The sequence below is a fragment of the Arthrobacter oryzae genome, assembly GCF_037911235.1.
In the GTDB taxonomy this organism is placed as follows: Bacteria; Actinomycetota; Actinomycetes; order Actinomycetales; family Micrococcaceae; genus Arthrobacter; species Arthrobacter oryzae_E.
Window position 1 is genome coordinate 87,166 of the sequence record NZ_JBBLYW010000038.1, and the last position, 26,368, is coordinate 113,533.

Below are 26,368 nucleotides of genomic sequence, written 5' to 3' on the forward strand. Positions count from 1 at the left end.
GATCGGGCCGGGATGTGCTGTAAAGTCATGTCTCGGCCCGATGAGGCATCGGGGCGTATAGCTCAGGCGGTTAGAGCGCTTCGCTGATAACGAAGAGGTCCCAGGTTCAAGTCCTGGTACGCCCACGGAACCTGCACAGGTTTTGGATATGGTCCGGATAACACCGGACCGGAACGGGGTGCATGTGAAGAAGTTGCTGGTTGTTGCAGTGGCTATCGCAGGCGCGCTGCTCGTCAAGAAGGTGCAGGAATCCGAGGCCCGGAAAACGGTCTGGAGCGATTCGACTGACAGAGTCGAATAGTCCGGTTCCCCGGTACGGACGCTGGTAAGAAGCGTTCCGGAACTAGGGTATGATTGACGGGTTGCTTCTTATGGGGGCATGGCGCAATTGGTAGCGCACCTGCTTTGCAAGCAGGGGGTTCGGGGTTCGAGTCCCCGTGCCTCCACCATAAGGAAGGTCCCGGAACGCGGTAACGCGGTCCGGGACCTTTTGCTTTGCCCATTGTCCCTGGCGGCTGGCGGCGGCACTCCGGCGGCACCATTACTGTTGGAACGGTGAACTTCTTCCTCGCCGCTTTGGGCGTGCTCGGCGTGGCCTCCTCCGGCCCACTCATCGCCGCAACGCTGGGCGCCACCACGGTCAGCGCCCTTGCCATCGCATTCTGGCGGAATGCGATCGGAGCCGCAGCGATGGCCACCCCGGTTCTGGTGTCCAATCCCCGCCAGTTCGGTATGGTGACGGCCCGCGAGTTCCGGTGGTCGGCGCTTGCCGCCGTCGCCCTGGCACTGCACTTCGCCTGTTTCATCACCTCCCTCCGGCTAACGTCCGTAGCGGCGGCCACTGCCCTGGTATGCCTTCAGTCCGGCTGGATCGCTGTCTTCCAGCTGTTCCGGGGCGTACGCCATCGCTGGCAGGTTCTGGTGGGCCTGGGAATGGCCTTCGGCGGCGTCGTGGCCATCACGGGGTTCGACGTGGGCACTTCTCCGGACGCGCTGCTGGGAGACCTCCTGGCGGTGGCAGGCGGTGCCCTGGCAGGCCTTTACACCCTCGCCGGCGGCAAGGCACGCGAGACCATGGGCACGGGAACCTACACCACGCTGTGCTACGGCATGTGCGCGGCCCTGGTGGCGCTGCTGGCACTCTCAACGCAACAGCCGCTGGTGGGATTCGAGTCCGCCGGCTGGCTGGGGATCCTCGCCATCACCATATGCGCCCAACTCGTGGGGCATACGGCCTTCAACCATCTGCTGGCCACCATGAGCCCATTGCTGGTATCCATGATCATCCTGCTGGAAATCCCCGGCGCGGCGTTGCTGGCGGCAGTATTCCTGGACGAGACCTTGCCGGGCGGCACCTACGCGGGGCTGGCACTGATTCTGGTTGGTCTCGCCGTCGTGGTGGCCGGCCAGCGCCGCAGAAAGCCGGCCCGCCCCGGCGAAGCCCGCCTGGCGGAACTGGGAACAGACTGAAGCCCGGTCGGGCCAGCCGAAAGGCCACGTTGATGGCCTGCTGCTGAACCTACTGGCCGCCGCGGCGCACAGGCTGGGCGGAATTCACCGTGTGAATGGCGCGCAGGAGTTTGGCCGGGAAATATACCGAGAAGAACACCACCATGGGCGCCTTGAGGGCCATTTTCTTGACGTTGTGGGCTTTGTAGGTCCGGTCGAAGCGGGTCACGTAGTACCGGTAGTCTCGCGGAGAGTCCTCGAGGCGGCGGGCGGACATGCCGGAGACCATCTGCGGCCAGTACTGCACGCGCAGGTCATGCTCAGCCAGGTGCAGGGACAGGTCGATGTCCTCGTGCATCTCGTCCTTCTCATCCCGGCAGGTTTCGTCGCGGATGGTCTCCCAGGCCGACCGGCGCAGCGCCATGTTGGAGCCGAACAGGAAATGGTATTGGTGCTTGGCCAGCTTGAGCATCAGCTGGCGCATTTTGTCATCCGCCTTGAGGCCGAAGCGGCGCATCGGCATGTCGTAATAGACCACGGGGCCGGTGGCAGCCTGGACGGACGGGTCAAGGAAGGCCTTCTGGACCTGTTCCACCCAGTCCGGTTCCACCACGGAGTCCGCGTCGATCCGGCCAAGTACGTCGCCGGTGGCGTGGTTGAGGCCGAAGTTGCGGGTCGGTATGAGGCCCTGGTGCTCGTCCTGGCTCAGCAGGATGACGGGACTCTCGGGATATTCCTGCTGCATCTGGCGCACGATGTCCGCTGTACGGTCCTTGGACATGTTGTCCACGACGATGATCTCGGCGGCCGGCACGGACTGGTAGATGGCCGCAATCAGGCACTGCCTGATGACGCTTGCCTCGTTGTAAGCCGGTATGACGATGGATACGCGCGGCATAAGCGGAGCGTCGTGCGAGGCATCCTCGGCGGATCTATCGGGTGACATCACCACAAATTTAGCACTCTTGTGTGCCGCAGCCCGGGACGGCGGGTGAAGGTAGGGGAAACAACAGAGGAGTCCCGCACCCTTGGGTGCGGAACTCCTCTGCTCTAGTGCGGTCCGGTGACGGCCGGGTTCTAGCTGTCGGTTGCCTTGGCGGAACCGTTGTTCATGCCGGAGGCGATGTTTTTGACGGCGGTCTTGGCGTCCGTGGCTACCTTGGCTGCCTCGTCCTTGGCATCCTCAGCGCTGTCCGCGGTCTTCGCGGCGGCGTCGTCGGATGCGGCTGCAGCCGAGTCCGCTGCGTCAACAGCCTTGTCGCCGGCGGCAGCCGTGAGGCTCATGTCATTGACGGATGTCGCGTTGACGTCGCTGACGGTCGTGGCAGCCGCGGGGGCGGACGCGGGTGTTACCGGAGCGGGAGTCTTCCAAGGGTCCTCAACGGGCTTGGAAGCCTTCCATGCGGCTACACCGGCGGCGACGGCTGCGGCGATGACGCCGAAAATCAACAGTCCGCGGTGCTTGGGCTTCTGCGGCTTGGCTGCCTCGCCGGTGACAACGCGGGCGGCCTCGGCGGCTGCAGCCTTGAACTGGTGGCCTGCCGCCTGGGCCTGATCCTGGATGGAGTGCACAACGCCGGAATCCGCAAGCCTCTGGGCGACGGCGTCCACGTGGGAAGGTGCGCTTTCCAGAGTGCGGTGAACGGCCTCCGAAGCGTGCCCGATCTGGTCCGAGAGCCTGGGCAGGTATTCCACTACGACGCGGTCGCGGGCATTCAGGATCACCGGGGTGGCCTTGTCCAGCGCCTCGTGGAGACGCGGGGTGGTGCCTTCCACGGCATCGTGGATCTTCGGCGCGAGGTGCGCGAGACCGTCCTGGATGCGCGGCGTCACGGTGGCAACGCCGTCGGCCAGGTTGTGGGCTGCCGATTTGAGCCCTTCCTGGATCTTCGGGGAAGCGGTGTCAATGCCGTGCTGCAGGCGGGGAACCGCCCAGTCCACGGCTGCTTCTACGCGGGGGGCTGCCCAATCCTTGGCGTTCTCTACCGCGCTGCTGACTGACTGCTCCAGGTCACGGGCAATACGATCCGATTTCTTCACAACTACCTCCCGATTAATGTGACGGTTCTGTTGTTAGCCTACGTGGATTGCCCCGCACCGGCTATTCTTGAGGGCCATTTCCGGCTGATTTCACCTAGCGCGGAACTGCCCGGCAGGCCTGATGCGCAATAGCCCGACGTGGAACAATGGGCCTATGACTGCCATCGCAACAGCAAAAGCAACCATCCACACCAGCCTCGGCGACATCGTCGTCAACCTCTTCGGCAACCACGCGCCCAAGACGGTCAAGAACTTCGTTGGCCTGGCCACCGGTGAGCAGGCCTGGACCCACCCCGAAACGGGTGAGGACAAGACCGGAACACCCCTGTACAACGGCACCATCTTCCACCGCATCATCAAGGACTTCATGATCCAGGCCGGCGATCCCCTCGGCCGCGGTGTGGGCGGACCGGGCTACAAGTTCGACGACGAAATCCACCCCGAGCTGACCTTCAACCAGCCGTACAAGCTGGCCATGGCCAACGCCGGCATCCAGATGGGCAAGGGCACCAACGGCTCGCAGTTCTTCATCACCACCATCCCCACCGACTGGCTCCAGGGCAAGCACAGCATCTTCGGTGAAGTTGCTGACGAGGAATCCAAGAAGGTCGTGGACGCTATTGAGGGTGTCCGCACCGGCATGGGCGACCGCCCGGTCGAAGACGTCGTTATCAACAGCATCGACGTTGAGCAGCTCTAACACCCCATGACTTACGGAATTCCGGCGGCCGAGCCGTCCGCGCAGATTCCGGTGTGCCCCAGGCACCCGGACAGGCCTTCCTATGTCCGGTGCCAGCGCTGCGGGCGCCCGGCATGCCCGGAATGCCAGCGGGCGGCCGCCGTCGGATTCCAATGCATTGACTGCGTCAACGAAACAAAACGTACGACGCCGGCGGCCAGGACCGTCTACGGCGGTACCGCCGTTGGCGGCCGGCCCCTGGTGACGTTCGGGATCATTGCCGTCTGCGCGCTTGTCTACGTGCTGCAGTGGATTGTCCCCAACGACGGGATTTACCAGGACTTCGCTTTCGCCTCGGTTTACGCCACCACCGAGTACGGTGTCTTCGAGCCCTGGCGCATGCTGACCTCCGCCTTCCTCCATTCGCAGGGATTCCTCCTCCACATCGTGCTCAACATGTACATGCTGTGGATGTTCGGGCAGGCGCTGGAGCCCTTGCTCGGCAGGCTCCGCTTCCTCGCCCTGTACGTTATATCCGCCATTGGCGGTTCGGTCGGATTCTTCCTCCTGACACCGGCCCTTCCCCCTTCGGGAGTCGTGGGCGCCTCAGGCGCCATCTTTGGACTCTTCGGCGCCATGCTGGTGGTCCAGCGTCACCGCGGCGGCGACACGAAACAACTGTGGGTGCTGATAGCCATCAACGGCGCCATCGGCTTTATCGTCCCGCAGATCGCCTGGCAGGCCCACCTCGGCGGCGCGGTGACCGGTGCTGCCTGCGCCGCGGTCATCGCCTATGCCCCCCGCGGTCCGCGGCAGCGGGTCTGGCAGGCGGCGGGCCTGGTGCTTGTCTTCGGCTTGCTCATTGGCGCCACCTGGCTGAAAGCAGCCGCTGCCTAGACAGCACAGCCGTTCCGTCACAGCCTTCCGTTCCCACCCGTGTGCACTCCGGGTGTGGCTCCGGCATCTGTGCCATCAGAAAACGTCGGCTCTCCTTGGCTGTGCCCTCTGTGCGTTCTCCCTCTCCACAGGGCACCCCCTGTCTTCTTAGGGCAAGCCCCCGCTCCGGGCACACTCCCCATCGTCCCCATGCTTGCGCCCCCACCCGGGCACACCCGCGCCCCGGGCACGCGCCCTGCCCCAGACCCGCGCAGAAGTTTTCCACAGGTCTTATCCACAGTGTGTGTAACTTACATGCTTGTAGTTCAGAACCGCTCCCCCACATAGACCTTGCGAGCTAGGCATTTGCACTGCCGACAGCTTGTTCGGGGTTAGGGGTTGTCCACATCTGTGGATAAAGATGTTCGGCAGGGGTGTGCTTAAGTGGACAACTTTGGCGCTGCAGCAGGTGGGCCAGACCGCCGCAGCGGAGAAAAGCGGCTTCCCAGGCTCAAGTTGCGCCCCAGCTGCGGCCTTCTCAACAGGTTATGCACTCTGTTAATAACTGTCGCGTTCGAAACCGCCGACTGTAATTCCGCGGTGGGAAGCCGGATCTGAGGCATCGCGGCAAATTATCCCCCGTCTTATCCCCACCTGTGGATAACTTCTGGGGATACCGGGGGTTTTAAGTGGATAAGTTCACCGATGGGTGTGCTCTCAAAAGCAGGGAGCGGTTATCCACAGGGAATCCACACTGTTAATAACTTTCAACCCTGTGATGAGCGCGGGCGAGGGTCCGTAGCTGGCCATGACCCGGGGAAGTGCCGCTTTGGTGGTCCAGGATTATCAACAGTGTGGATAAGTTTCCCCACAGGCCGGGATAACTTCGGGGAAGTTAGGTCCAGACGCCGGACGAGCCGCGGCGGTGGCTGTCCACAAGGTGGGTGTCTATTATGCCGACCGCTTCCATGAGCGCGTGCATCGTGGTGGGTCCCACAAAGGCGAAGCCCTTGCCGCGCAGGGCCTTGGAAAGGGCAATGGATTCCGGCGACGTGGTAGGAACCTCCGCATGAGTCCGCGGATTCGGTGTGACCTTCGGCTGGAAGCTCCAGACAAAGTCCACCAGGCCGCCCTCGTTCCGCAGCGCGATGGTGGCGTTGGCATTGGTGATTGCCGCCCTGATCTTCATCCTGTTTCGAACGATGCCGGCATCGAGCATCAGACGCTCCACGTCATCATCAGTAAAGGCCGCAACCGCCTCGGGCTCGAAGTTGTGGAACGCTGAGCGGAAGGCCGGCCTTTTGCGCAGGATCGTTGCCCAGGACAATCCTGCCTGGAAGGCCTCCAGGCTGATGCGCTCGAACATTCCCTGCTCGTCGCGGACGGGCATGCCCCACTCAGTGTCGTAATACTCCTGCAGCATGGCATCCACGGCGGCCCAGGGCGGACGGGCCAGACCGTCGCTGCCGATGATGGTGCCGCGTTCGTCCGGGCTCATGTGGGTTCCTTAGCTTTCGTGCACGATGTTGCTGCCTCCAGCATATTCAGCGGCCCGCGCCGGACATGCCCGGGCGACGGTGCAGTTGATAGCCGAACGAGCACTCTCACATTATGCTGTGGCTCTGATCACAAATTACTGGGAGGTACGTGTGAGGAAAACTAAAATTGCCGTGGCTGGCGTTGCGGGGGTCGTTCTCGGGATGCTGAGCATCCAGGCCCCGGCCGTAGCCGCACCGCCTGTCGACGACGGTTCAAACAATCCCGCCGCGGCAGTCCGGCAGGACAACCGTCCCGGACCGCGGACGAAGGAACTTGTGGAAAGGCGCAAAGCGGCCCTCGACAAGGTGTCCAAGGGGCAGGCGAAGGCCAATGACGACGGCGTGGTCCAGCTGGCGCCGGACAAGTTCGCCGAGGTCGAGACCGCCAAACAGGACAAGATCTTCACAATCCTGGCCGAGTTCGGCGACCAAAGCTCGGGCCGCTACGGTACGGTACCGGGCCCGCTGCACAACAAGATCGCCAAACCGGACCGTTCCGTGGACAACACCACGCTGTGGACCGATGATTTCAGCCCCGCGTACTACGAAGAACTCTTCAACGGCAGCGGCGAATCGATGAAGGGCTACTACGAGGCCGTTTCCAACAACGCGTACTCGGTAACCAACACCGTGACGGACTGGGTCAAGGTGCCCAACAACGGGTCCTTCTATGGCGACAACGCCACTGAGGACACCGGCGGTGCGTGGGCTTTTGTCCGGGACTCCGGCAACGCCTGGTGGGATTCCCAGCTGGCGGCCAGCAAAACACCGGCCGAAATTGACGCGTATCTTGCACAGTTTGATGTGTGGGACCGCTACGACTTCAACAACAACGGCAACTTCGACGAGCCGGACGGCTACATCGACCACTTCCAGGCAGTCCATGCCGGTGAGGGTGAGGAAGGCGGGGGCGGTGCCCTGGGCGAGGACGCGATCTGGTCCCACCGCTGGTATGCCTTCGGTAACCAGTTCGGTTCCACCGGCCCTGACGGAAACCTTGCCGGCGGAACCCGGATCGGTTCCTCGAAGTACTGGCTGGGCGACTACACGACCGAGCCCGAAAACGGCGGAGTGGGCGTCTTCGCGCACGAGTTCGGCCACGACCTGGGACTGCCGGACTTCTACGACACTTCCGGCGCTGCCACCAACAGCACGGCCTTCTGGACCCTCATGAGTTCAGGGTCCTGGCTGGGCCACGGTTCAGCCGCCAACGAAGGAATCGGCACCACCCCTGGCCTGATGGGACCCGAAGAGAAACGCTTCCTGGGTTGGCTGGACCACAATGAGGTCGAGCTCGGCACGAGCGGCGACTTCATCCTGAACCCGTCGCAGCTCCAGGTTGACGGTAAGGACCAGGCAGTCCGGGTCAACCTGCCGGATAAGACCACCACCACCAACTACACGGTTCCCTCCTCGGGGTCCACCGCGTGGTGGACCGGCAGCGCGGACAACCTCAATGGTTCCCTGACCCACGCCGTCCCGGCTCAGTCGCGGGTGACCGTCACGGCGAACGTCTGGTACGACATCGAGGCAAACTACGACTACCTCTACGGTGAATACTCCACAGATGGCGGCAACACCTGGCAGTCCGCCGGGCGTCCGCTCAGCGGATCGGCAGCCTGGGGCCAGGCGCGCTACTCCTATGACGCGGGCGGCCTCGAATCACTCTTCCGCTTCAGGTACCAGACCGACGGCGGCGTCCACAACCCGGGCGCGTTCATCGACGACGTGAAGATTTCGGCCGGAAAGACCGTCATCCTCAGCGACGACGTCGAATCCGGCGCCGGGAAGTGGATCGCCGAAGAGCCGTGGCAGCTGAGCACCGGCTCAGTAACGAAAACCACCCCGCAGTACTACCTCGTGGAGAACCGCGAGTATGTGGGTTTTGACGCCACGCTGGCAGAAGGACCGTACGCCTTCACCAGGGGCATCAGCGCCCCGAACTGGGTGGATTTCTTCAAGTACCAGAACGGCATGCTGGTCTGGTACATCGACGAGTCGTACGCCGACAACAACGTTTCGGCCCACCCCGGTGCCGGCCTGGCGCTGCCGGTGGATGCCCGGCCCACACCCTTCAAGTGGTCCGACGGCACCATGCCGGGCAACAGCCGCCAGCCGTTCGACGCCACCTTCGGACTGGAAGCAACGGATCCGCTGTGCATCGCCAAGGAAGTGCAGTCCGGCACAAAGCGTGATCCGGGCTTCGCCTCACTCGACGCCTGCGCCGTGAGCAGCGCAGCGATCAGTGTCTTCAAGGACATTGACCCGCTGGCTTACTACAGTGCGGACAACCCCTACGGAAGCGTCAAGGTGGCAGGCCACGGCGTGGAGATTTCCGTAACGTCCGACGCCGGTTCCGACCTTGGGATCCGCGTGGTCAACCCGGCCCAGAAATAAGCCAATAAACAAAAAGTCGGACCGGCACAACGTGCCGGTCCGACTTTTTTGTGTGAAAGTTATGAATCAGGAACGCCAGCGGGTGGTCATCAGGAAGCCTGCAATAGCAATACCGAACCCGGCCACGATGTTCCAGGATTCCCATTCCCTGACAGGGAGGGCGCCCTCGCTGATGTAGAAGGTGATAATCCACAGCAGGCCGATGATCATCAGGCCGAACATGACGGGCTTGAACCACACGGCGTTGGGCTTGTAGGCCTGCGATGCAGACGCCGGCTTTTCGGTGTCGGCGTTCCTCTTTCGTGGCTTTGACTCGGGCACGGGTCCTCCTCGTCGGGCTGAATCAAGGGCGGAGCCTTCGGCTTGATATCCTGCAGGAAGGAACATGCCGGCGGGGTTGGCGCCTTTGGTCAGGTCTGAATTCTTACTAGCAGCCAATTCTAGCTGTAGTTCAGAACACACCGGCGCCAGCCCGAGCCGCCAATTGAGGAGACCACGTGGTGTTGCTGGAGAAGGAGACGACCGCTGCCGCGCCGGCACGCGGCGTCGGGGTTCTCCGGAAACTGGTCCAGGTTGTTGGCGAGCTGCTGATCACGGTGGGCGTCATCCTGCTCCTGTTCGTCGCCTGGCAGCTCTGGTGGACCAACGTGGAGTCCGATGCGAAGCAGGGCGAAGCCATTAAGAACTTTGCCCAGGAACTGGGCGGCACCCCGGCTCCCGGAGCGTCCGGCGACCCCGGCACTGCGGCATCCGGCCCCACCGACTTCGGTCCGCCGAAGGTCGCCGAAGCGCCCGGACACGGCCAGACCATTGGCATCATATACATCCCCCGTTTCGGCCCGGACTATACCCGGCCCATCGTCCAGGGAACGTCCACGGACGTCCTGGACACGCTGGGCCTTGGCCATTACAGCGATACCGCGATGCCCGGGGCCACTGGAAATTTCGCGGTGGCCGGCCACCGCCAGACGCACGGTGCCGTGCTGGACAACATCCACACCCTGGTCCCCGGCGACAAGATCTACGTCCAGACCAGGGACGGATTCTACGTCTACGTCTTCCGGAACAACCAGATCGTGCTCCCCTCGGCCACTGACGTGCTGCTCCCTGTGCCCACCCGGCCCGCAGCGCGGCCCACGGAGGCCTACCTGACCATGACCAGCTGCAACCCTCGCTTCGGCTCGGAGGAACGCATCATTGCGTACTCCCTCCTGGAGCGCTGGCAGCCCGCGTCGGCGGGACCGCCGGCTGAAATCGCGGCCCAGGTGGCCAAGGCACTCGGAAAGGGCTGACGCCATGTACGGATGGATATTCCGCCACCTGCCGGGTCCGTTGTGGCTCAGGATTGCGACATCACTGGTGCTGCTTGCCGGCGTGCTGGTATTGATGGTTCAGTTCCTCTTCCCCTGGATGTCACAGTTCACCCAGTTCACCGACTCAACGATTGGTTTAGTAACTCGACAATGAGCACCACCAAGATCCTGGTCGTAGACAACTACGACAGCTTTGTTTACACCCTGGTGGGATACCTCCAGGAGCTCGGCGCCGAGACGACAGTGGTCCGTAACGACGACGTCACGCTCGCCGAGGCAATCGAGATGGCCGAGGCGCGCGACGGCATCCTCATCTCCCCGGGGCCAGGCACCCCCGCGGAGGCCGGCGTCTGCATTGACCTGATCAAATGGTGCGGCAACCACGACAAGCCGATGTTCGGCGTCTGCCTGGGGCACCAGGCCCTGGCCGAGGCCTACGGCGCCACGGTGACGCACGCCCCTGAACTGATGCACGGCAAAACGTCCCTGGTGGAGCATGAAGGAGCCAACGTCTTCGCCGGACTCCCCTCCCCTGTCACGGCCACGCGATACCACTCCCTGGCGGCTGTCCGGGAAACCATCCCGGACATCCTCGAGATCACCGCCCAGACGGCAAACGGCGTCATCATGGGGCTGAAGCACCGGACTGCACCGCTCTGCGGTGTCCAGTTCCATCCGGAGTCCGTCCTCACGGAAGGCGGCTACCAGATGCTGGGCAACTGGCTGGAATCCCTGGGCATGGCGGGAGCGGCCGAACGGGCCGCCAAACTGAGCCCGCTCATCCAGCACTAACCCGCTGGAACTACTTCGCCGGCACTAGCCCCGGTCCCGGTCCCGGTCCGTCTGAGTGGGCGTAGGCGTGGGAGTAGGGGTAGGAGTGGGCGCCGGCGCCTTGGCAACGATCACGCTGATGGTTTTCCCTTGCTCCACCAGGGCGTTGACGGGATCGCTCTGCTCGGTCACCTTGCCCGGTTCAACCTCGGAGTTCTCGACTTCCCGCACTGCGATGTTAAGGCCCAGGTTCTTGAGGGCGGCCTCTGCTTCCGGCTGCGGCAGGCCGCGGAGTTCGGGCATGGCCACCTTGCCGGTGGACACCACGATTTCCACAGTGGTTCCGACGGCCACCGACTCACCAGGAGCGGGCTTGGTGGTGATCACAAGTCCGGCAGGCACCGTGGCGCTGTTAGCCATGGTGGTGCCGGGGGCACCTGCAAGGCCGATCTGGCGCAGGACGTCCCGGGCCGCTGCTTCCGTGCGCCCTGGCAGGTCGTCCGGAATCTTGACGGCGCTTGGACCGTCGGAGATGTTCAGGGTCACCTTGGAATCGGGTTCCATGGAAGTTCCTGCGGCGGGAACCGTGCCGATGGCTGTCCCCTTGGCGACGGCGTCGTGCGGAAGCCTGCTGATGGTCGGGCTGAACCGGGCGTTATAAAGCTTCTGCAGTGCCTCGGTTTCCGTCAATGAAGTCACCGTCGGGACGACGACCTTGGCCACCGGAGGCGGCGGCTGGTTCATCATGTTGTAAAGCCACAGGCCGCCGCCTGCCAGGACCAGCAACGTGAAAATCACCAGGGTGGCGATCCACGTCCGACGGCGGGACTTCTGGCGGGGGGTGCGCTCACGTTCCGGCGGGAATCCAAGCGGAAGATCGATGGACTCCGACGGTTCATAGACCTGGGCGGGAATGGGCTGGTCGTCGCCGAGCGTGTCGTGGACAGGCTGGAGCCGGCCGCCCGGTGAGTCGTCCAGGAAGCTCGCACCGGTCAGCGAATACGGCGCGGCCTGGGCTGTCCGCCCTGCGGCCGGGACCGTGTTGACGGGATCCGTTGAGTCATCGCCCGCCACCTCGGGCACGGGAACACCGTTGCGGGCACTCCTCAGGGCGCGCTGGAAAGCAGCCGCATCCTGGAAACGGTCTGCCCGGTTCTTTTGCAGGGCCTTGGCCAGGACGCTGTCCAGGGCTTCTGAAACATCGGGGTTGAGGCTGCTTGCCGGTTGGGGCAGTTCGCGGACATGCTGGTAAGCGACGGAAACGGGACTGTCACCAATGAAGGGAGGCCGCCCCGTGAGCATTTCGTACAGCAGGCACGCTGCGGAGTAAAGATCGCTGCGGGCGTCCACGGTCTCGCCGCGCGCCTGTTCCGGTGACAGATACTGCGCGGTGCCCACCACCGCCTGTGTCTGCGTCATCGTGGCGGAGGAATCGGCCATGGCGCGGGCAATCCCGAAATCCATGACCTTGATGGTGTCCGAGTCGTCACAGAACATCACGTTTGCCGGCTTGATATCCCGGTGGACGATTCCCGCCCGGTGGCTGTATTCCAGGGCCGAGAGCACGCCAAGGGTGAAATCGATGGCGTGATCGATGCTGACTTCCTTAGCACGGATCAGATCCCGAAGGGTCTTGCCGTCCACGAATTCCATCACGATGTAGGGAACCCGGACAGTGTCCTCGGGGCCGCCCGGGACGGCGTGGTCCCCGGTGTCGTAGATGGCAACGATCGAGGGATGGTTCAGCGCGGCAACAGCCTGGGCTTCGCGCTTGAAGCGCGCCTGGAACTGCGGATCCCGGGCAAGGTCCGGCCGCAGCAGCTTGATGGCCACCGTCCTGCCCAGCCGGGTATCCACCCCGCGATGGACATCTGCCATGCCGCCGCGGCCGATCAGCTCACCGAGTTCGTACCGTCCGTTGAGGACGCGCTGGGTATTCACTGGGAGGCTGTCCTCTCTGTGCGACGGGAGACGGGGTGAGTCCGGCATTGGTGCGCCCTAGTTCGACGTCGAGGTGCTGGGTGTGGACAGGACTTCCTGGGCGAGGTGGTACGTCACCACGGAACCGGGGGACACTTCGCTGCCGGCTCCGGGTTCCGAACGGACGAAGGTCCCGGCCGCTTGTCCGGCGCTTCCGGGCACATCCTCGCCCTTGACCCAGCGCAATCCGGCGTCTTCAATCGCCTTCTGTGTCTGAGCTTCGCTGCTGCCGACGCCGATAGCCGGTACCGCGGAGGGCTTCTGGGTCGGCTCCGGGCCCTTTGAGTACGTGACCGTGATGGTGTCGCCGGGACTTACCCGGCCTGAAGGCTCGATGTTGGTGACCGTTCCCTGCGCTGCGTCGCTGAAGACCGGGTCGCCAACGACTGTCAGGCCCAGGCCAACGAGCTGGCTGCGGACGCTGTTGTACTGCTGGCCCAGGTAGGCGTCCGGAATCAGGTTGATGGTTTCCGGAGTCGACTGCGTGGGAGTGGGCGTCGGGCTCGCGCTCGTGGATGTGGGGCGGGCAGAGGTGGTCGTTGGCGAGGCGCTGCTGGGGCTGGCGCTGGTGGACGTCGCTGAAGACTCGGCCGGGGACGGGGAGAAGATGCCTGCCTGGGTCAGCAGGACACCCACCAGGGCGAAGAGGACGAGCACGATGAGGGCGATGAGCGGCCACGTCCACGGGCTGCGGCCCTTGCGCTGCGGCTCGTCCACGGGTTCGTCGTAGCGGTCCTGTTCCTCTTCCTGCTCCCAGGTGCGTTCGGCAGCCAAGGCGTCTGCGCGCGACAGCGTGTTGCGCGGACCTGTGGCTCCGGCAGCCGCTCCGGCGGCGAGTCCTGCGGCCGCACCGGCGCCCGCGGCGCCGACCACCGGAAGTGCGGAAGTCGTCGTCGTCGATTTGTCCTTTTCGGGGGATTCGATGACCCCGGTGGCGGCGGTGGGAATGTCCACCGGTGCGGTGATCGGCCCCGTGGCCGCTTCGAAAAGCAGCATTCCGGGAACGGCCGCGTGGGCAGCAGCGACATCCCCGTTGCGGATGGCTTCCGCTGCTTCGGACAGCTTGATGGCGTTCGCCGGGCGGTTCTTGGGATCCTTGGCGAGCATGGACATCAGAAGCGCGCGTACCGGCGTCGGCAGTGTTTCCGGCAGCGGCGGCGGCGCATCGTTGACCTGGGCAAGCGCGATGGCGATCTGCGATTCACCGGAGAACGGGCGGTGCCCGGTGAGGCACTCGTAGCCGATGACGCCGAGCGAGTAGATGTCCGAGGCACCCGTGGCGGTCTGGCCGGTTGCCTGTTCCGGTGCAAGGTACTGGGCAGTTCCCATGACCTGTCCGGTCTGGGTCAGCGGAACCTGGTCCGCCAGCCGGGCGATGCCGAAGTCCGTGACCTTGACGCGCCCGTCCGGTGTGATGAGCAGGTTGCCCGGCTTGATGTCCCGGTGCACCAGGCCTTGGGCGTGGGCCACCGAGAGGGCGCGGGCCGTCTGGGCGATCATGGACAGCGTCCGGTCCGGCGAAAGGACCTGTTCGTGTTCAATGATGCTGCTCAGGGGCTGGCCCGGGACCAGCTCCATGACCAGGTAGGCGGAGCCCTCTTCTTCGCCGTAGTCAAAGACGTTGGCGATGCCAACGTGGTTCAGCAGCGCCGTGTGGCGCGCCTCGGCACGGAAGCGCTGGAGGAACCCGGGATCGCCCGTGTACTCCTCTTTGAGCACCTTGATGGCGACAATCCGGCCGAGGATAAGGTCCTTGGCTTTCCAGACTTCTCCCATGCCGCCAATCGCAATACGCGTGGTCAGCTGGAATCTCCCGCCGAGGGTGATTCCTGATGTAGGCCTCACTTATTCAACACCGCCTCAAAAATCTTCTTCGCGTTCGGACTGGTTAGCTGTGCGCCGGTGGTGATGTCCACGCCTTGCATGACGATGGTCACCGACACTTGCGGGTCGTTGGCCGGGGCGAACCCGGTAAACCATGAATTGTTCAAGCCGTCGGTTCCCAGCTCGGCAGTGCCGGTCTTGCCGGCCACCTGAACGCCTGGTACGGCCGCGCCGCGGCCGATGCCTTGGCTGACCACGCTGGTCATCCATTCGGTGATCTGCCGCGAAATTTCCGGGCTGGTGGACGTCCGAAGGACTTCGGGCTGGGGTTCGCTGATAATGCGCAAATCCGGAGACCGCACCGTCTTGATGAGGTTGGGCCGCATCTGGACGCCGCCGTTGGCGATGGCGGACGTCATCAGTGCGATCTGCAGCGGAGTGGCCCGGACATCGCGCTGGCCGATGGCGGACTGGGCCAGCCCTGCCGCGTCCAGTTCCTCCTCCGGGAAGGCCTTCTTGGCGTAGTCCAGCTTCAGCTGGTCGCCGAGGTCCTCGCCGAAACCGAACTTGGCCGCCTGTGCCGCGATCGCCTCCTGGCCCAGGTCCCGGGCGATCTCCGCGAACGGAGTGTTGCAGGACTGCTGGAGGGCGAAGGCGAAGCTCGCCGTGCTCTGGGTGTAGCAGTTGCCGCCGGCGTAGTTCGGCAGCTTGTATTCGATGCCGGGGAAACTCATCTCGGCCGGGTTGGGCAGCTCACTGTCCTTGTTGTACTTGCCGGAGCTGAGCGCCGCGGCGGTGTCCACGAGCTTGAAGACCGAACCCGGTGCCAGGAGGGCGCCGGTGGGACCGCTGACGTTCTGGTTCAGGTTGATCCCGGGGATTTTGTTCAGTTCGTTGAAGTTGGCAGCCTCGGCGTCAGCATCCTGTGTTGCGATCAGGTTGGGATCGTAGGACGGTTTGGACACCATGGCCAGGATGTCACCGGTCTTGGGGTCCGTCACCACGATGGAGCCCCGCTGGCCGTCCGGGATCAGGTCGTAGGCGAGCTTCTGGATCTCGGGGTCCAGGGTGAGTTCCACCGAAGCTCCCTTGGGCTGGTTGCCAAGGAAAAGCTGGCCGACGCGGTCCAGGAAAAGCTGGTCCGAGCTGCCGGCCAACTGCTCGTTAAGGGCACTCTCCAGACCGGTGACACCGTAGTTCTTGGAGAAGTAGCCCGTGATGCCGGCATACAGTTCAGGTTCCGTGTAGGTCCGCTGGAACTTGCAGCTTTCGGAAGCGGCAACTGACTGCGCGATGGGCTTTCCGCCCACGATGATGGCCCCGCGGTCGTTGCAGTAGTTCTGCAGGATGGCGCGCTTGTTCCAGGCGTTGGCCTGCAGTTCGTCGGCACCCACAACCTGCACATAGCTGAGGGCGCCGAAGATCAGCGCGAACATGGCGACCGCGGCAATCCATGAATTCCGGATGGCATGGTTCACAGTTGTTTCACCGCTTCAGTTGGCGCGTCGGGATGGGCGGAGGAAGGTTGCCGTGCTGGCTGTTTTGCCGGACGCGCCGGCGACGGCGGAACAGGCTTCTGCTCGCCGGGTTCGCCGGGCTCTGCGCCGTGCGGCATGGGAGTGGTGTCCACCGGGCCGCGTGCGGTGTGCGAAATCATCAGCAGCAGGCCAACGATGATCCAGTTGGCCAGCAGCGAGGATCCGCCGGCCGCCAGGAAGGGGGTGGTGAGGCCGGTCAGTGGAATCAGGCGCGTGACGCCGCCGATCACCACGAAACACTGCAGGGCGATGGCGAAGGACAGCCCGCACGCAAGCAGCTTCCCGAAGGCGTCCCGCGTGCCCAGTGCTGCCCGGAAGCCCCGCGTGAACAGCAGCAGGTACATCATCACGATGGCGAAGAGGCCGATCAGGCCGAGTTCTTCGCCGAAGGAGGCAATGATCATGTCGCTGTTGGCGAACGGCACCAGGTTAGGCCGCCCTTGGCCGAGGCCGGTGCCCACCAGGCCGCCGTTGGCCATGCCGAACAGGCCCTCGACGATCTGGAGGCTGCCGCCGTACTGCCGTCCATAGACTTCGTCGGTGAAGGCGTTGAGCCACCCGTCGATTCGGAGGCCCACGTGGGAGAAGACCCGGGACGCAATGAAGCCGCCGCCGAGCAGCAGCCCGACGCCGATGATGACCCAACTGATCCGGCTTGTGGCGACGTAGATCATCACAATGAACAGGCCGAAGAACAGAACCGAAGAGCCGAGGTCGCGCTGGAAGATCAGCACTCCGATACTGACCAGCCACGCCGTGATCATGGGGCCCATGTCCTTGAAGCGCGGGAACTGGAGCGGCCCGATCTTGCGGCCGGCCAGGAGGATCAGGTCGCGGTTCGACGATAGATACCCGGCGAAGAATATTGCCAGGGTGATCTTGGCAACCTCGCCCGGCTGGAAGGTCATCGGGCCGATCTTGATCCAGACGCTGGCTCCCAGGATTTCGCCGGCGGAGACGCCCGGCACCAAGGGCAGGATCAGCAGCAGGGCGCTCACGGCAAGGGAAATGTAGGTGAAGCGGCGCAGGATCCGGTGGTCTTTGAGGAACCAGATGACGGCGATGGCGACGCCCATGGCCACCAGCGTCCAGCGGAGCTGGTTGTTGCCGGTGTCTTCGCCCACGCGGTCCAGGCGGTGGATCATGGCCAGGCCTAGGCCGTTCAGCGCCACCACGAGCGGAAGTATTACCGGATCGGCATACTTAGCCCGGATACGCAGCACGATGTGGAAGATGAGGGCGGCTGCCGTGAGGAGGCTGGACTGGAACCAGAAGTCCTGGTCAAAGGCCTTATCCTGGTCAACGCCGACGAGGGCATTGGCGCCGATGCCCACGGCAAGGGCAAGGATCAGGAGTGCCAGCTCGGCGTTCCTGCGCGGCTTGGGGGTGGCCTCAATCTGTGTCACTTGGCCTCCTCACAAGCATTGGGGGACGGGCTGGGACTTGCTGACGGTGCGGTTGTTCCGGGTGGCGCCGCTGTGCCGCCGGGCGCCGGGGCGGCCCCCGAGGCGGAGGAAGTGGCAGTGGCTGTGGGGCTTGCGCATTCGTTTGCCGGTGACGTTGTGCCGGTCAGGTCGAGGTTCTTGACTATCCGCTGCGCGTCGTAGAGGTCGCGTGCAGGAACGGTCTGGCGGACCCGCTGCTGGGAGAACTCGGGGAGGTCCGACATGCGGATCTCCGTGACTGTCTCCAGCGTTGAGAGCTGGATGGGGCCCAGTCGCTGCGAAACGCCGTTATAGATGGCAACGCGCTGGTCGTATTCGCCGATGTAGTAGCGCGTCTGCGTCCAGGCATAGCCAAGCCACAGGCCGACGCCCAGAATGACGAGGAGGGCCGCGGCCGTGGCGATCGTCACCCAGCGGCGCGGCTTGGCGGCGGGCTTGTATTCGTCGGTTTCTTCGCGGTTTTGATCGGACTTGTGGGTGAGTACGGTCGCCGCGCGGCGCGCAACTGTCCGGCCGGCAATCGTGGGAATGGACCCGGATTCTGCTGCCGCGGCGGCCGCACCAACCAGCTCATGCGGTCGGTTGGACAGTTCCTCGCGGAGCACGGCCGCGGACAGGTGTTCGCCCAGATGCGGGTCCGTGCTGGTGGTCGGTTCACCGGGTTTTGAAGCGGGTTCGGAGCCGGCCCCGTCCGCATTGGAAGCGGTGTCGTCCGTCTCTCCGGCGGGCTTCGGCGGTGCGGCATCGGAAGGGCCGGGCTGGCTCTGGGCGTCCGTCTTCGTCGCGTCGACGCTGGCGGCCGGCGGCGGAACGACTTCGACGGCGGCCGTACGGACGTCGTCGGGCGTCTCTTCCACGATTTCAAGCAGGACCACGGTGACGTTGTCAGGCGCGCCGGCCTCGAGCGTGAGGTCTACGAGGGTTTCCACGCATTCGCGCAGGTCCCTGGTTTCGCGGACCGTGCGTTCCACCACGTGCCCGGCAACATAGTTCAACCCGTCGGAGCAGAGCAGCCACCGCTCGCCGGGTTCGACGTCCATGGTGGCAAGATCCAGCTCCGGGCTGGCGTCGACATCGCCCAGGACCCGCATCAGTACGTTCTTGTGCGGGTGGGTTTCCGCTTCCTCGGGGCGTAGCCGGCCTTCGTCGATGAGCCTTTGGACGAACGTGTGGTCCACGCTGATTTGTTTGAATTCGCCGTTGCGCAGCCGGTAGGCCCGGGAGTCGCCGATGTGGGCGAAGTGCAGTTTGCCTTCGGCGAGCAGGAGGGCCGTCACGGTGGTACCCATGCCGGCCAGCTTGGGATTGATGTGGACCAGTTCAGACAGGAGGGAATTCGCGGTCTGTATTTCGTCCGCCAGCACGGTTCCGGCGTCGCCGTCGTAGTGCCCGTGGTCCAGATGGAGCATGTCCAGCACAGTCGCCGCGGAGGCCACATCGCCCCCGGCATGGCCTCCCATGCCGTCGGCCACGATGGCCAGGTGCTTGCCCACATAGGCGGAGTCGTCATTCTTGGCGCGGATGCGTCCCACATCCGAGCGGGCGGCATAGCGCATGATGAGCGGCCGCTTCGGGGTGGGGTCCTTGTCGGCGGGGTTTTCCGGGGCGGCCACGGCTATGGCCTCAATTCGATGACCGTCTTGCCGATTCTCACGGGGACACCGAGCTCCACCGGGAGGGCACGGGTGAGTTGCTGATTGGCCAGGTAGGTGCCGTTTGTCGAGCCAAGATCCTCGATGAACCAGCGGCTGCCTTGCGGGAAGAGCCGGGCGTGCCGGCCCGAAGCATAATCGTCCTCAAGGACCAGGGTGGCCTCCTGGGCGCGGCCCAGCAGAATGGGACTGTCCGCGAGGGGGATCGTGTGGCCTTTGAGCGGGCCTTCCGTGACCACCAGTTGGCGGGCCTGCTGTTTCGCGGGCGGGGGTGCTGTTTCCGCCAGTTCGGGGTGCTTGCGCACCTGACGGGCAGTAGGAGCACCCATTGCCGCTTTCCTGCCGATCATCAGGTCCCTGCGCATGGCGGACACGATGCTGAAGATGAGTACCCACAGCAAGAGGAGGAATCCGAACCGCAGGGCCGTAATGGTCAGTTCGCTCACGGGCGGCCACCGGAGTTGGCGGGCAAAAGGCGGAAGATGATTTTGGTCCGTCCCATCGTGATGGTGGAGCCGTCAGTAAGGTCGACGCTGCCGACGACCTTGTGTCCGTTGACGTAGCTGCCGTTGGTGGATCCCAGGTCTACGGCCTCTGTGGTGCCGTTGGTGGTGCGGATTTCGAGGTGGCGGCGTGAGACCCCGGTGTCGTCCACCAGGATGTCCGCCTCGGACGACCGGCCCAACACGATGGACGGGGCGTTCAGCGAGTAGCGCTGGCCGTCAATGTCCAGGACGGGCTGAAGCCGCACCGGCTGGCGGCTCGGTGCAGCGGGGACGTTGTTCCTGGGCACGGGCGGAGCCGCAGCGGAACCGGACGCCTTCTCCGTTTTCGAATCGATTTCGAAGTCGCCGGCACGGATTTCCTCGTCGCGCCGGAAGGAAATACGGACCGATCCCCGGAGGGTGTACCCCTGGCTCCGGACATGGTTGATGACGACGTCGCAGAGTTCTTCGGCCAGGGGCGTGCCCCATTCCTGCGCCCGCTTAAAATCGTCCTCGCTGAGACGGACGTCAAAAACGTTAGGGGCGAGGGTGCGGCCGGCGGCGATGGTGATGGCCTTGTGGTCCACTTCCCGGCGGAGCCGGCTGGCGATTTCCACAGGCTCAACCTGGGCCCGCGAACCGGTGGAGAAGACACCGCGGACGGCCTTTTCGATGCCGCGCTCGACTTTGTCCAGCATTCCCATGGCACCTCTCCTCTCCTGACGGCTGCGGGGCAGCACTCGTTTCGGAACTCAGTTCACAACATTGCCGGGAGTACGCCGGGGACGGGCACTCCTACATCTGATACTACTGGCCGGGGCTGTGAATGACCTTAATGCACACCGCCGGGGCGGCCAGAATAGTTCACGGCGGCCCGGGCTGGCGCGGGCTGCACCGCATCAGTTCAAGCGTCCAGGCCGAGGCATGTCCGGTGCGACAAATCGTCCGGACAGGGTGGCCGCTCGGCCCGATTGGTGTTTTGCCGCAGTTGTCCGTTATGCTTGATCTCGCTGCTTTTACAGGGCTGGGACTCCGGAAAACCGGGCTTCCTGCCGGGTGAAAGAAGTTGCGCGCGAGTGGCGGAACGGCAGACGCGCTGGCTTCAGGTGCCAGTGTCCGAAAGGGCGTGGGGGTTCAAATCCCCCCTCGCGCACGCAGATGAAGAACCCCGGTCTAAGGACCGGGGTTCTTCTGTTTTAAGGGCCGGGCCCTCCAGCCTGGAATTCAGCCACCGCCACGGGGTTTCCCCGGTTCGGCAAGAGGGCGTCCCCTAAATGACAGTTAACTTCGCTGAAACGGCCGAAGCAGATTCCTGAAACAACTGTTCCATAGTGTCGGTGCCAGACGGCCCGCGGGGGCCGCTTATGTGACCGCCTCCCCGATTTGGAGTAGAAGAATGACAGCTTTCAGTTCGGAAAAAGGCCCGCTGCGCCCATCACGGCGGATGGTGCTGGCAGGATTTTCGTCGGCGGCGCTGGTGGCCCTGACCGGCTGCGGAGGTGAACCGGGCGCCACCGCGCCGGCTTCAGGAGCGGCTTCCGGCGCTGCTGCCGACTTCGGCACCCTCGAGGTCCAGCTTTCGTGGCTGAAGAACGCGGAATTTGCCGGCGAATACTTTGCCGACAGCAAGGGCTATTACAAGGAAGCGGGCTTCAGCGCCGTCAACCTGATCGCCGGAGGCCCGGGAGGGGCGTCGGCGGAGACTATGGTCCTTTCCGGCAAGGCCTTGGTGGGCACGTCGTCGCCCGTGGGGGTTGCTCCGGTTGTCCTCAACGAAGGCGCGCCGCTGAAAATCATCGGCTCCACCTACCAGAAGAACCCGTTCACCATCGTTTCCCTGGCTGCCAACTCGATCACCGCCCCGGAGGACCTGGTCGGCAAGAAGATCGGCGTCCAGGCCGGCGTCAATGAGACGTTGTTCGACGCCTTGCTGGAGGTCAACAAGATTGACCCGTCGAAGGTCACCAAGGTTCCCGTCCAGTACGATCCGCAGCCGCTGCTGAACGGCGACGTCGAAGGCTTCTTCGCCTACCTGACCAATGAAGTGCTCACCCTGGAGCTCGGCGGGCACAAGACGGCGGTCCTGCCCTTTGCGGACAATGGCCTGCCTTTCATTGCCGAGAGCTTCGTGGTCACGGACGAGTCCATCAAGGACAAGAGGCCGGAACTGAAGGCGTTCCTGGCGGCAACTATCAAGGGCTGGAAGGACGCCCTGGCCGATCCGGATGAATCCGCACGGCTGGCCGTTGAGGTCTATGGCAAGGAGCTGGGCCTGACCATGGCCAAGGAGAAGGGCCAGGCCGAGGCCCAGAACACCAAGCTCATAGCCACGCCGGAGACGGACAGCAACGGCCTGTTCACGGTGTCCAAGGAGCTGGTGGACAAGAACATCGAGATCCTCAAGCTCGCCGGCTACGACACCACCGCCGACGCGATCTTTGACCTGAGCCTCCTCGATGAGGTCTATGCCGAGAACCCCGACCTTAAGTAGGACGCATGACTGACGTACGCGCGGAAGCCGTCGCCGGAGGGCTGCTGTCCGGAACCGGCATATCGCTCAGCAGTCTGGGCAAAAGCTTCCGGATGGGCCGGAAGAGCGTGGTGGCGCTGGAGAATGCCAACCTTATGACGTCCAAGGGGACGTTCCTCTCCCTGCTGGGACCTTCCGGCTGCGGCAAGTCCACCATCCTGAGGATCCTCGCCGGCTTGGAGACGCCCACCACCGGTGCAGTGACAGTGGACGGCCACACGCCGGCGGAGCTGCGGACGCGGCACGAACTTGGGATCGCTTTCCAGGATCCGGCGCTGCTGCCCTGGCGGAGCGTGGTGTCCAACATCCGGCTGCCCTTTGAGGTGGCTGGCCTCCCCGTTGATCACGCGATGGTGGATGACCTGGTGGAACTGATCGGGCTGAAGGGTTTCGAGAAGGCCAAACCGGCCCAGCTGTCCGGCGGTATGCGGCAGCGGGTGTCGATTGCACGGGCCCTGGCCCTCAAGCCGTCGGTGCTGCTGCTGGATGAGCCGTTCGGGGCGCTGGATGACATGACCCGGCAGCGGCTGAACCTGGAGCTGCTGAGGATCTGGACGGAGAAGCCCGCCACAACCTTAATGGTCACCCACGGCATTGCCGAGGCCATGTTCCTTTCCGACGTGGTGGCCGTGATGAGCGCCCGTCCCGGCCGGATCAAAGAGATCATCACCGTGGACCTGCCGCGGCCGCGCACCCCGGAGATGATGCGGACACCGGAGTTCCACGCGCTCTGTGATCGGGCCTCCGAACTCCTGTTCGGCGACGCCGGCGCGCCCCTTGAGGAAGAGGAGTCACCATGACGCGGTCTTTCCTGTTAAGTACGACGGCGGTGCGGCCGCTGCCGTCGTGGGCTGCGGCCGTGATGGGGGTGGCGGCCACTATTGCGCTCTGGTGGCTGGCCGCTGCGACCTTGTTATCCGGAGTGGGTGCCGCTGCGGACGGATCCGGCGGAGCCGTGCCGACGCCGCCGGAAGTCCTGGGACAGCTGATGCGGGACGGCGCCGGGTTCTACTGGCCGAACCTTGCAGTGACAATGGCGGAAGCTTCCGCGGGGTACCTGTGGGGGAACGCGGCTGCCCTGCTTCTGTCCGCGAGTGTCCTGGTGCTTCCGTTCCTGGAACGGCTGGTCACCCAGTTGGCGGTGATCAGCTACTGCCTGCCCATCGTTGCCATCGGGCCCTTGGCCTTCATCGTCATCGGCTCGCCCGCACGCGGGGAATCGTCGGGCACGGCGGTGCTGTTGGCCGGGATCTCGGTCTTCTTCACTACCGTGGTGGGTGCCCTGGCGGCGCTCAAGAGCGCGGACCGGGCAAGCTTGGACCTCGTGGCTGTCTACGGCGGGGGCCGGCTGAAGCAGTTGGTGAAGGTGCAGCTCATCTCAGCCCTGCCCGGAATCCTGAACGCTTTGAAGATCGCCGTCCCGGCCGCCGTCCTGGGTGCTGTCCTGGGCGAATACGTGGGCGGCGTTGACCGGGGGATCGGCCCGGCCCTGGTGAATGCACAGCAGAATCTTGAGATTGCCAGGGCGTGGGGTGTTGCCCTGGTGGCGGGACTGCTTGCCGGTGCCGGTTACGGCGTCTTCGCGCTGCTGGCGCGATTCGTGACCCCTTGGTCCTCCGGACGCCAGGCGGGGTCATGAGGCCGGGATCGGCGGCCGGGATGGCTGCACTGAAGGTCGCGGGCCGCGCAGCCGCGGGCCTGGTGGTTTCCCTGGCCGTGGTGCTGCTGCTGTGGGTCGCCCTGCTGAAGGTCTTCAACATCTCGCCGTTCGTCGGCAAGGGCCCGCTGGACGTGTTCAACTTCCTGTTCTCTGTGCCGGCAGCGGAGAACAACCGGCAGGTCATCCTGCAGAACCTCGGCCAGACCATGGTTGACACCTTCCTGGGGTTCGCCGCGGGCCTGGTGGGCGCCGTGGTTATTGCCGGTGTGTTTGTGCTGTTCCGCGGGGTGGAAAACGCCCTGATGCCGGTTGCCATGCTCCTGCGTTCGGTGCCGCTGGTGGCCCTGGCGCCCATCATCATCCTGATCTTCGGCCGGCAGGAACCGGCGGTCGCGGCCATCGGCGGGATCGTGGTGTTGTTCCCCGCCCTCGTCACGATTGTGTTCGGCCTCCGCTCGGCGTCACCGGCCATGCTCGAAGTCATCGATGTCTATGGCGGTTCACGCTGGACCGCCCTGCTGAAGGTCGCCTTGCCGTCGTCACTGCCGGCATTCTTCACCGCCGTGAAAGTGTCGATTCCCGGGGCGATCACGGGCGCGCTGTTGGCGGAGTGGCTCGCCACCGGCAAGGGAATCGGCTACGCCATCATCTCTGCTGTGTCCCGGGCAAGGAACAACGAGGTGTGGGCATCGGTGGTGGTGATCACCCTCGTGTCGATCATCCTCTATACCGTGGTGGCGCTGCTGGAGGAGGCCATGCTGCGGCGGTCTGGCCAGGCTCCATCGACGTCCGGGTGATCCGCCGTCGTCGTCCGTTCCTTGAGGAAGTACACCAGGCCGGCGGCGAGGGTGGAGGCCGCAGCCAGGGCGAACAGTCCCGGGACCACGCTGCCCGTCTGTTCCTTGATGATGCCGAAGCCGAACGGGGCCACGAAGCCGCCCAGGTTTCCGAGCGAGTTGATGATGGCGATGGCCGGGGCGAGGACCAGTGGATGCAGGCCTGACTGGGGGATGGTCCAGAACAGCGGTGATGCGCTCTTGAAGCCCATCGCGGCAACGGCCAGAAACACGAGGGCCAGCACCGGGGTGGCGACGGCCGCCGCGAACGTTCCAACTGCGGCAACGAGCAGGGCAACTACCAGCAACGGGCGCTTGGACTTTGCCCGGTCCTGCCACTTGGCCGCGAAGTACATGGCGAAGACGGCGCAGACCCACGGAATGGCGGACAGGAAGCCGACGCTCAGGTCCGTGGTGCCGGGGATCTGCTTGACGATGCTCGGCAGCCAGAAGGTGTTGGCGTAGATGGACAGCTGGACTGAGAAGTAGATGCCGCAGAGCAGGAGGATCTGCGGATTCAGCAGCATCTTCCAGCGGTTGACCTTTTTATCCGTGCCGCTTTTGCCGGCCTCGCCGTTGGCACTGGTGTGCTGGGCGTCCTCACTGGCAATCGCGCTGATGAGGGCTGATTTCTCCTTGAGGGTCAGCCACTTGGCATCCTCGATCCGGGCGTCGAGGAGGAAGTACACCGTGATGCCGACAACCACGGAGAGCAGTCCTTCGAACCCGAAAAGCCACTGCCAGCCGCGGAATCCCAGCGCGCCGTGGAGGCTGAGCAGTATTCCGGCGATGGGTCCGGACAGTGCCGCGGCAACCGAGGAACCGGCAATAAAAATGGCAGTCGCCTTGCCCCGCTGACCGGCCGGGACCCACCGGGCGAAATAGAAGATGACGGCGGGGAAGAAGCCCGCCTCAGCCGCACCGAGGAGGAACCTCAGAACGTAGAACATCATCTCGTTCTGCACGAAGGCCATCAGGAAGGACACGATGCCCCAGCTGACCATGATGCGGGTGAGCCATATCCTGGCGCCGAACTTCTCCATCATCACGTTGCTGGGCAGTTCAAAGATCGCGTAGGCGATGAAAAACAGGCCCGCCCCGAAACCGTACGCGGCGGCGCCGATTCCAACGTCGGCCTCCAGGTGCTCGTGGGCGTAGCCGATGTTGGAGCGGTTCAGCTGGTTGCAGACGAGCATGACCAGCATGATGGGCAGGACGCGTCGGAAGAACTTCTTGGTGGCAGACGCCAGATCCGTGACAGCGATGTCGACAGACTGCATGGAAAAAATCCTCTGTATCGATGAATTGAGCTCGCTGCGGGAACCGGGAAGCCAGCCCTTTGTGGTCCTCGCCAC

The 26,368-nt window shown here is 64.3% G+C and carries 23 protein-coding genes and 3 tRNA genes; 14 read left to right on the plus strand and 12 right to left on the minus strand.

Annotation, left to right across the window (positions count from 1 at the left end; translation table 11 throughout):
• Positions 1-51 precede the first annotated feature (51 nt).
• The 4 genes from WMN78_RS11595 to WMN78_RS11610 all read left to right on the plus strand — a co-directional run bounded on the left by WMN78_RS11595 (position 52) and on the right by WMN78_RS11610 (position 1,470).
• Positions 52-125: transfer RNA gene (locus WMN78_RS11595), tRNA-Ile, on the plus strand.
• Positions 126-148: 23 nt separating this feature from the next.
• Positions 149-301, plus strand: a complete 153-nt coding sequence (locus tag WMN78_RS11600) for a DLW-39 family protein (RefSeq protein WP_340533868.1) — start codon at positions 149-151, stop codon at positions 299-301.
• 72 nt (positions 302-373) lie between these two features.
• A tRNA-Ala gene (locus WMN78_RS11605) sits at positions 374-449 on the plus strand.
• A 106-nt stretch (positions 450-555) separates the two neighbouring features.
• On the plus strand, positions 556-1,470 hold the full coding sequence (locus tag WMN78_RS11610; protein WP_340534018.1) for a DMT family transporter: 915 nt from the start codon (positions 556-558) through the stop codon (positions 1,468-1,470).
• A 49-nt stretch (positions 1,471-1,519) separates the two neighbouring features.
• Here WMN78_RS11610 and WMN78_RS11615 read toward each other — a convergent pair whose 3' ends face one another.
• Entirely contained in the window at positions 1,520-2,395 is an 876-nt protein-coding gene (locus WMN78_RS11615) for a glycosyltransferase family 2 protein (protein WP_340533869.1), read from the minus strand.
• 131 nt (positions 2,396-2,526) lie between these two features.
• Positions 2,527-3,489 (minus strand): hypothetical protein, encoded by a 963-nt coding sequence (locus WMN78_RS11620; protein ID WP_340533870.1) that lies wholly within the window; start codon positions 3,487-3,489, stop codon positions 2,527-2,529.
• A gap of 154 nt (positions 3,490-3,643) precedes the next feature.
• Between WMN78_RS11620 and WMN78_RS11625 the strand changes: the two genes are divergently transcribed.
• Both WMN78_RS11625 and WMN78_RS11630 read left to right on the plus strand, forming a co-directional pair.
• Entirely contained in the window at positions 3,644-4,189 is a 546-nt protein-coding gene (locus tag WMN78_RS11625; protein WP_028271893.1) for a peptidylprolyl isomerase, read from the plus strand.
• A gap of 6 nt (positions 4,190-4,195) precedes the next feature.
• Positions 4,196-5,065: a rhomboid family intramembrane serine protease gene (locus WMN78_RS11630; protein WP_340533871.1), complete on the plus strand. Its 870-nt coding sequence runs from the start codon at positions 4,196-4,198 to the stop codon at positions 5,063-5,065.
• 874 nt (positions 5,066-5,939) lie between these two features.
• Here WMN78_RS11630 and WMN78_RS11635 read toward each other — a convergent pair.
• Complete coding sequence (locus WMN78_RS11635) at positions 5,940-6,542, minus strand: DNA-3-methyladenine glycosylase I (RefSeq protein ID WP_340533872.1); 603 nt, start codon at positions 6,540-6,542, stop codon at positions 5,940-5,942.
• 151 nt (positions 6,543-6,693) lie between these two features.
• Here WMN78_RS11635 and WMN78_RS11640 point away from each other — a divergent pair, with 151 nt between their 5' ends.
• Positions 6,694-8,979: an immune inhibitor A domain-containing protein gene (locus WMN78_RS11640; RefSeq protein ID WP_340533873.1), complete on the plus strand. Its 2,286-nt coding sequence runs from the start codon at positions 6,694-6,696 to the stop codon at positions 8,977-8,979.
• Between the two features lie 66 nt (positions 8,980-9,045).
• Here the strand turns inward: WMN78_RS11640 and WMN78_RS11645 are convergent, their stop codons facing one another.
• The gene (locus tag WMN78_RS11645) at positions 9,046-9,300 is read right to left on the minus strand and encodes a cell division protein CrgA (protein ID WP_340533874.1); all 255 of its coding nucleotides are present in this window, start codon (positions 9,298-9,300) and stop codon (positions 9,046-9,048) included.
• 176 nt (positions 9,301-9,476) lie between these two features.
• Between WMN78_RS11645 and WMN78_RS11650 the strand changes: the two genes are divergently transcribed.
• Positions 9,477-10,271 (plus strand): class E sortase, encoded by a 795-nt coding sequence (locus tag WMN78_RS11650; protein WP_340533875.1) that lies wholly within the window; start codon positions 9,477-9,479, stop codon positions 10,269-10,271.
• 171 nt (positions 10,272-10,442) lie between these two features.
• Positions 10,443-11,084, plus strand: a complete 642-nt coding sequence (locus tag WMN78_RS11655) for an aminodeoxychorismate/anthranilate synthase component II (RefSeq protein ID WP_340533876.1) — start codon at positions 10,443-10,445, stop codon at positions 11,082-11,084.
• A 24-nt stretch (positions 11,085-11,108) separates the two neighbouring features.
• Here WMN78_RS11655 and pknB read toward each other — a convergent pair whose 3' ends face one another.
• From pknB to WMN78_RS11690, 7 genes are read right to left on the minus strand one after another with little or no spacing between them, the layout of a single operon-like run.
• A complete protein-coding gene (gene pknB / locus WMN78_RS11660) occupies positions 11,109-13,052 on the minus strand; it encodes a Stk1 family PASTA domain-containing Ser/Thr kinase (RefSeq protein ID WP_340533877.1) in 1,944 nt (647 codons plus the stop codon).
• A gap of 9 nt (positions 13,053-13,061) precedes the next feature.
• Complete coding sequence (locus WMN78_RS11665; RefSeq protein ID WP_340533878.1) at positions 13,062-14,888, minus strand: protein kinase domain-containing protein; 1,827 nt, start codon at positions 14,886-14,888, stop codon at positions 13,062-13,064.
• Positions 14,885-16,345 carry a penicillin-binding protein 2 gene (locus tag WMN78_RS11670; RefSeq protein WP_340533879.1) on the minus strand — a complete coding sequence of 487 codons (1,461 nt, stop codon included), beginning with the start codon at positions 16,343-16,345 and terminating at the stop codon, positions 14,885-14,887. Before WMN78_RS11670 ends, WMN78_RS11665 begins: the two co-directional genes overlap by 4 nt.
• Complete coding sequence (locus tag WMN78_RS11675; protein WP_340533880.1) at positions 16,342-17,811, minus strand: FtsW/RodA/SpoVE family cell cycle protein; 1,470 nt, start codon at positions 17,809-17,811, stop codon at positions 16,342-16,344. The genes WMN78_RS11670 and WMN78_RS11675 overlap by 4 nt, the downstream gene beginning before the upstream one ends.
• Positions 17,808-19,463 (minus strand): protein phosphatase 2C domain-containing protein, encoded by a 1,656-nt coding sequence (locus tag WMN78_RS11680; protein ID WP_425341146.1) that lies wholly within the window; start codon positions 19,461-19,463, stop codon positions 17,808-17,810. Before WMN78_RS11680 ends, WMN78_RS11675 begins: the two co-directional genes overlap by 4 nt.
• A gap of 2 nt (positions 19,464-19,465) precedes the next feature.
• Complete coding sequence (locus WMN78_RS11685; protein WP_011689896.1) at positions 19,466-19,948, minus strand: FHA domain-containing protein FhaB/FipA; 483 nt, start codon at positions 19,946-19,948, stop codon at positions 19,466-19,468.
• A complete protein-coding gene (locus WMN78_RS11690) occupies positions 19,945-20,691 on the minus strand; it encodes a DUF3662 and FHA domain-containing protein (protein WP_340533881.1) in 747 nt (248 codons plus the stop codon). The genes WMN78_RS11685 and WMN78_RS11690 overlap by 4 nt, the downstream gene beginning before the upstream one ends.
• A 366-nt stretch (positions 20,692-21,057) precedes the next feature.
• Here WMN78_RS11690 and WMN78_RS11695 point away from each other — a divergent pair.
• From WMN78_RS11695 to WMN78_RS11715, 5 genes are all read left to right on the plus strand, one after another.
• Positions 21,058-21,140 (plus strand) — tRNA-Leu (locus WMN78_RS11695).
• Between the two features lie 243 nt (positions 21,141-21,383).
• Positions 21,384-22,478 carry an ABC transporter substrate-binding protein gene (locus tag WMN78_RS11700; RefSeq protein ID WP_340533882.1) on the plus strand — a complete coding sequence of 365 codons (1,095 nt, stop codon included), beginning with the start codon at positions 21,384-21,386 and terminating at the stop codon, positions 22,476-22,478.
• A 5-nt stretch (positions 22,479-22,483) separates the two neighbouring features.
• Entirely contained in the window at positions 22,484-23,317 is an 834-nt protein-coding gene (locus WMN78_RS11705; RefSeq protein ID WP_340533883.1) for an ABC transporter ATP-binding protein, read from the plus strand.
• Positions 23,314-24,156: an ABC transporter permease gene (locus WMN78_RS11710; protein WP_340533884.1), complete on the plus strand. Its 843-nt coding sequence runs from the start codon at positions 23,314-23,316 to the stop codon at positions 24,154-24,156. Before WMN78_RS11705 ends, WMN78_RS11710 begins: the two co-directional genes overlap by 4 nt.
• Positions 24,153-24,974, plus strand: coding sequence for an ABC transporter permease (locus WMN78_RS11715; RefSeq protein WP_340533885.1), 822 nt, complete (start codon positions 24,153-24,155; stop codon positions 24,972-24,974). Before WMN78_RS11710 ends, WMN78_RS11715 begins: the two co-directional genes overlap by 4 nt.
• On the opposite strand, the gene WMN78_RS11720 is transcribed toward WMN78_RS11715, so the two are convergent.
• Complete coding sequence (locus tag WMN78_RS11720) at positions 24,902-26,293, minus strand: MFS transporter (RefSeq protein WP_340533886.1); 1,392 nt, start codon at positions 26,291-26,293, stop codon at positions 24,902-24,904. The two genes, WMN78_RS11715 and WMN78_RS11720, sit on opposite strands and share 73 nt — an antisense overlap.
• Between the last annotated feature and the right edge of the window lie 75 nt (positions 26,294-26,368).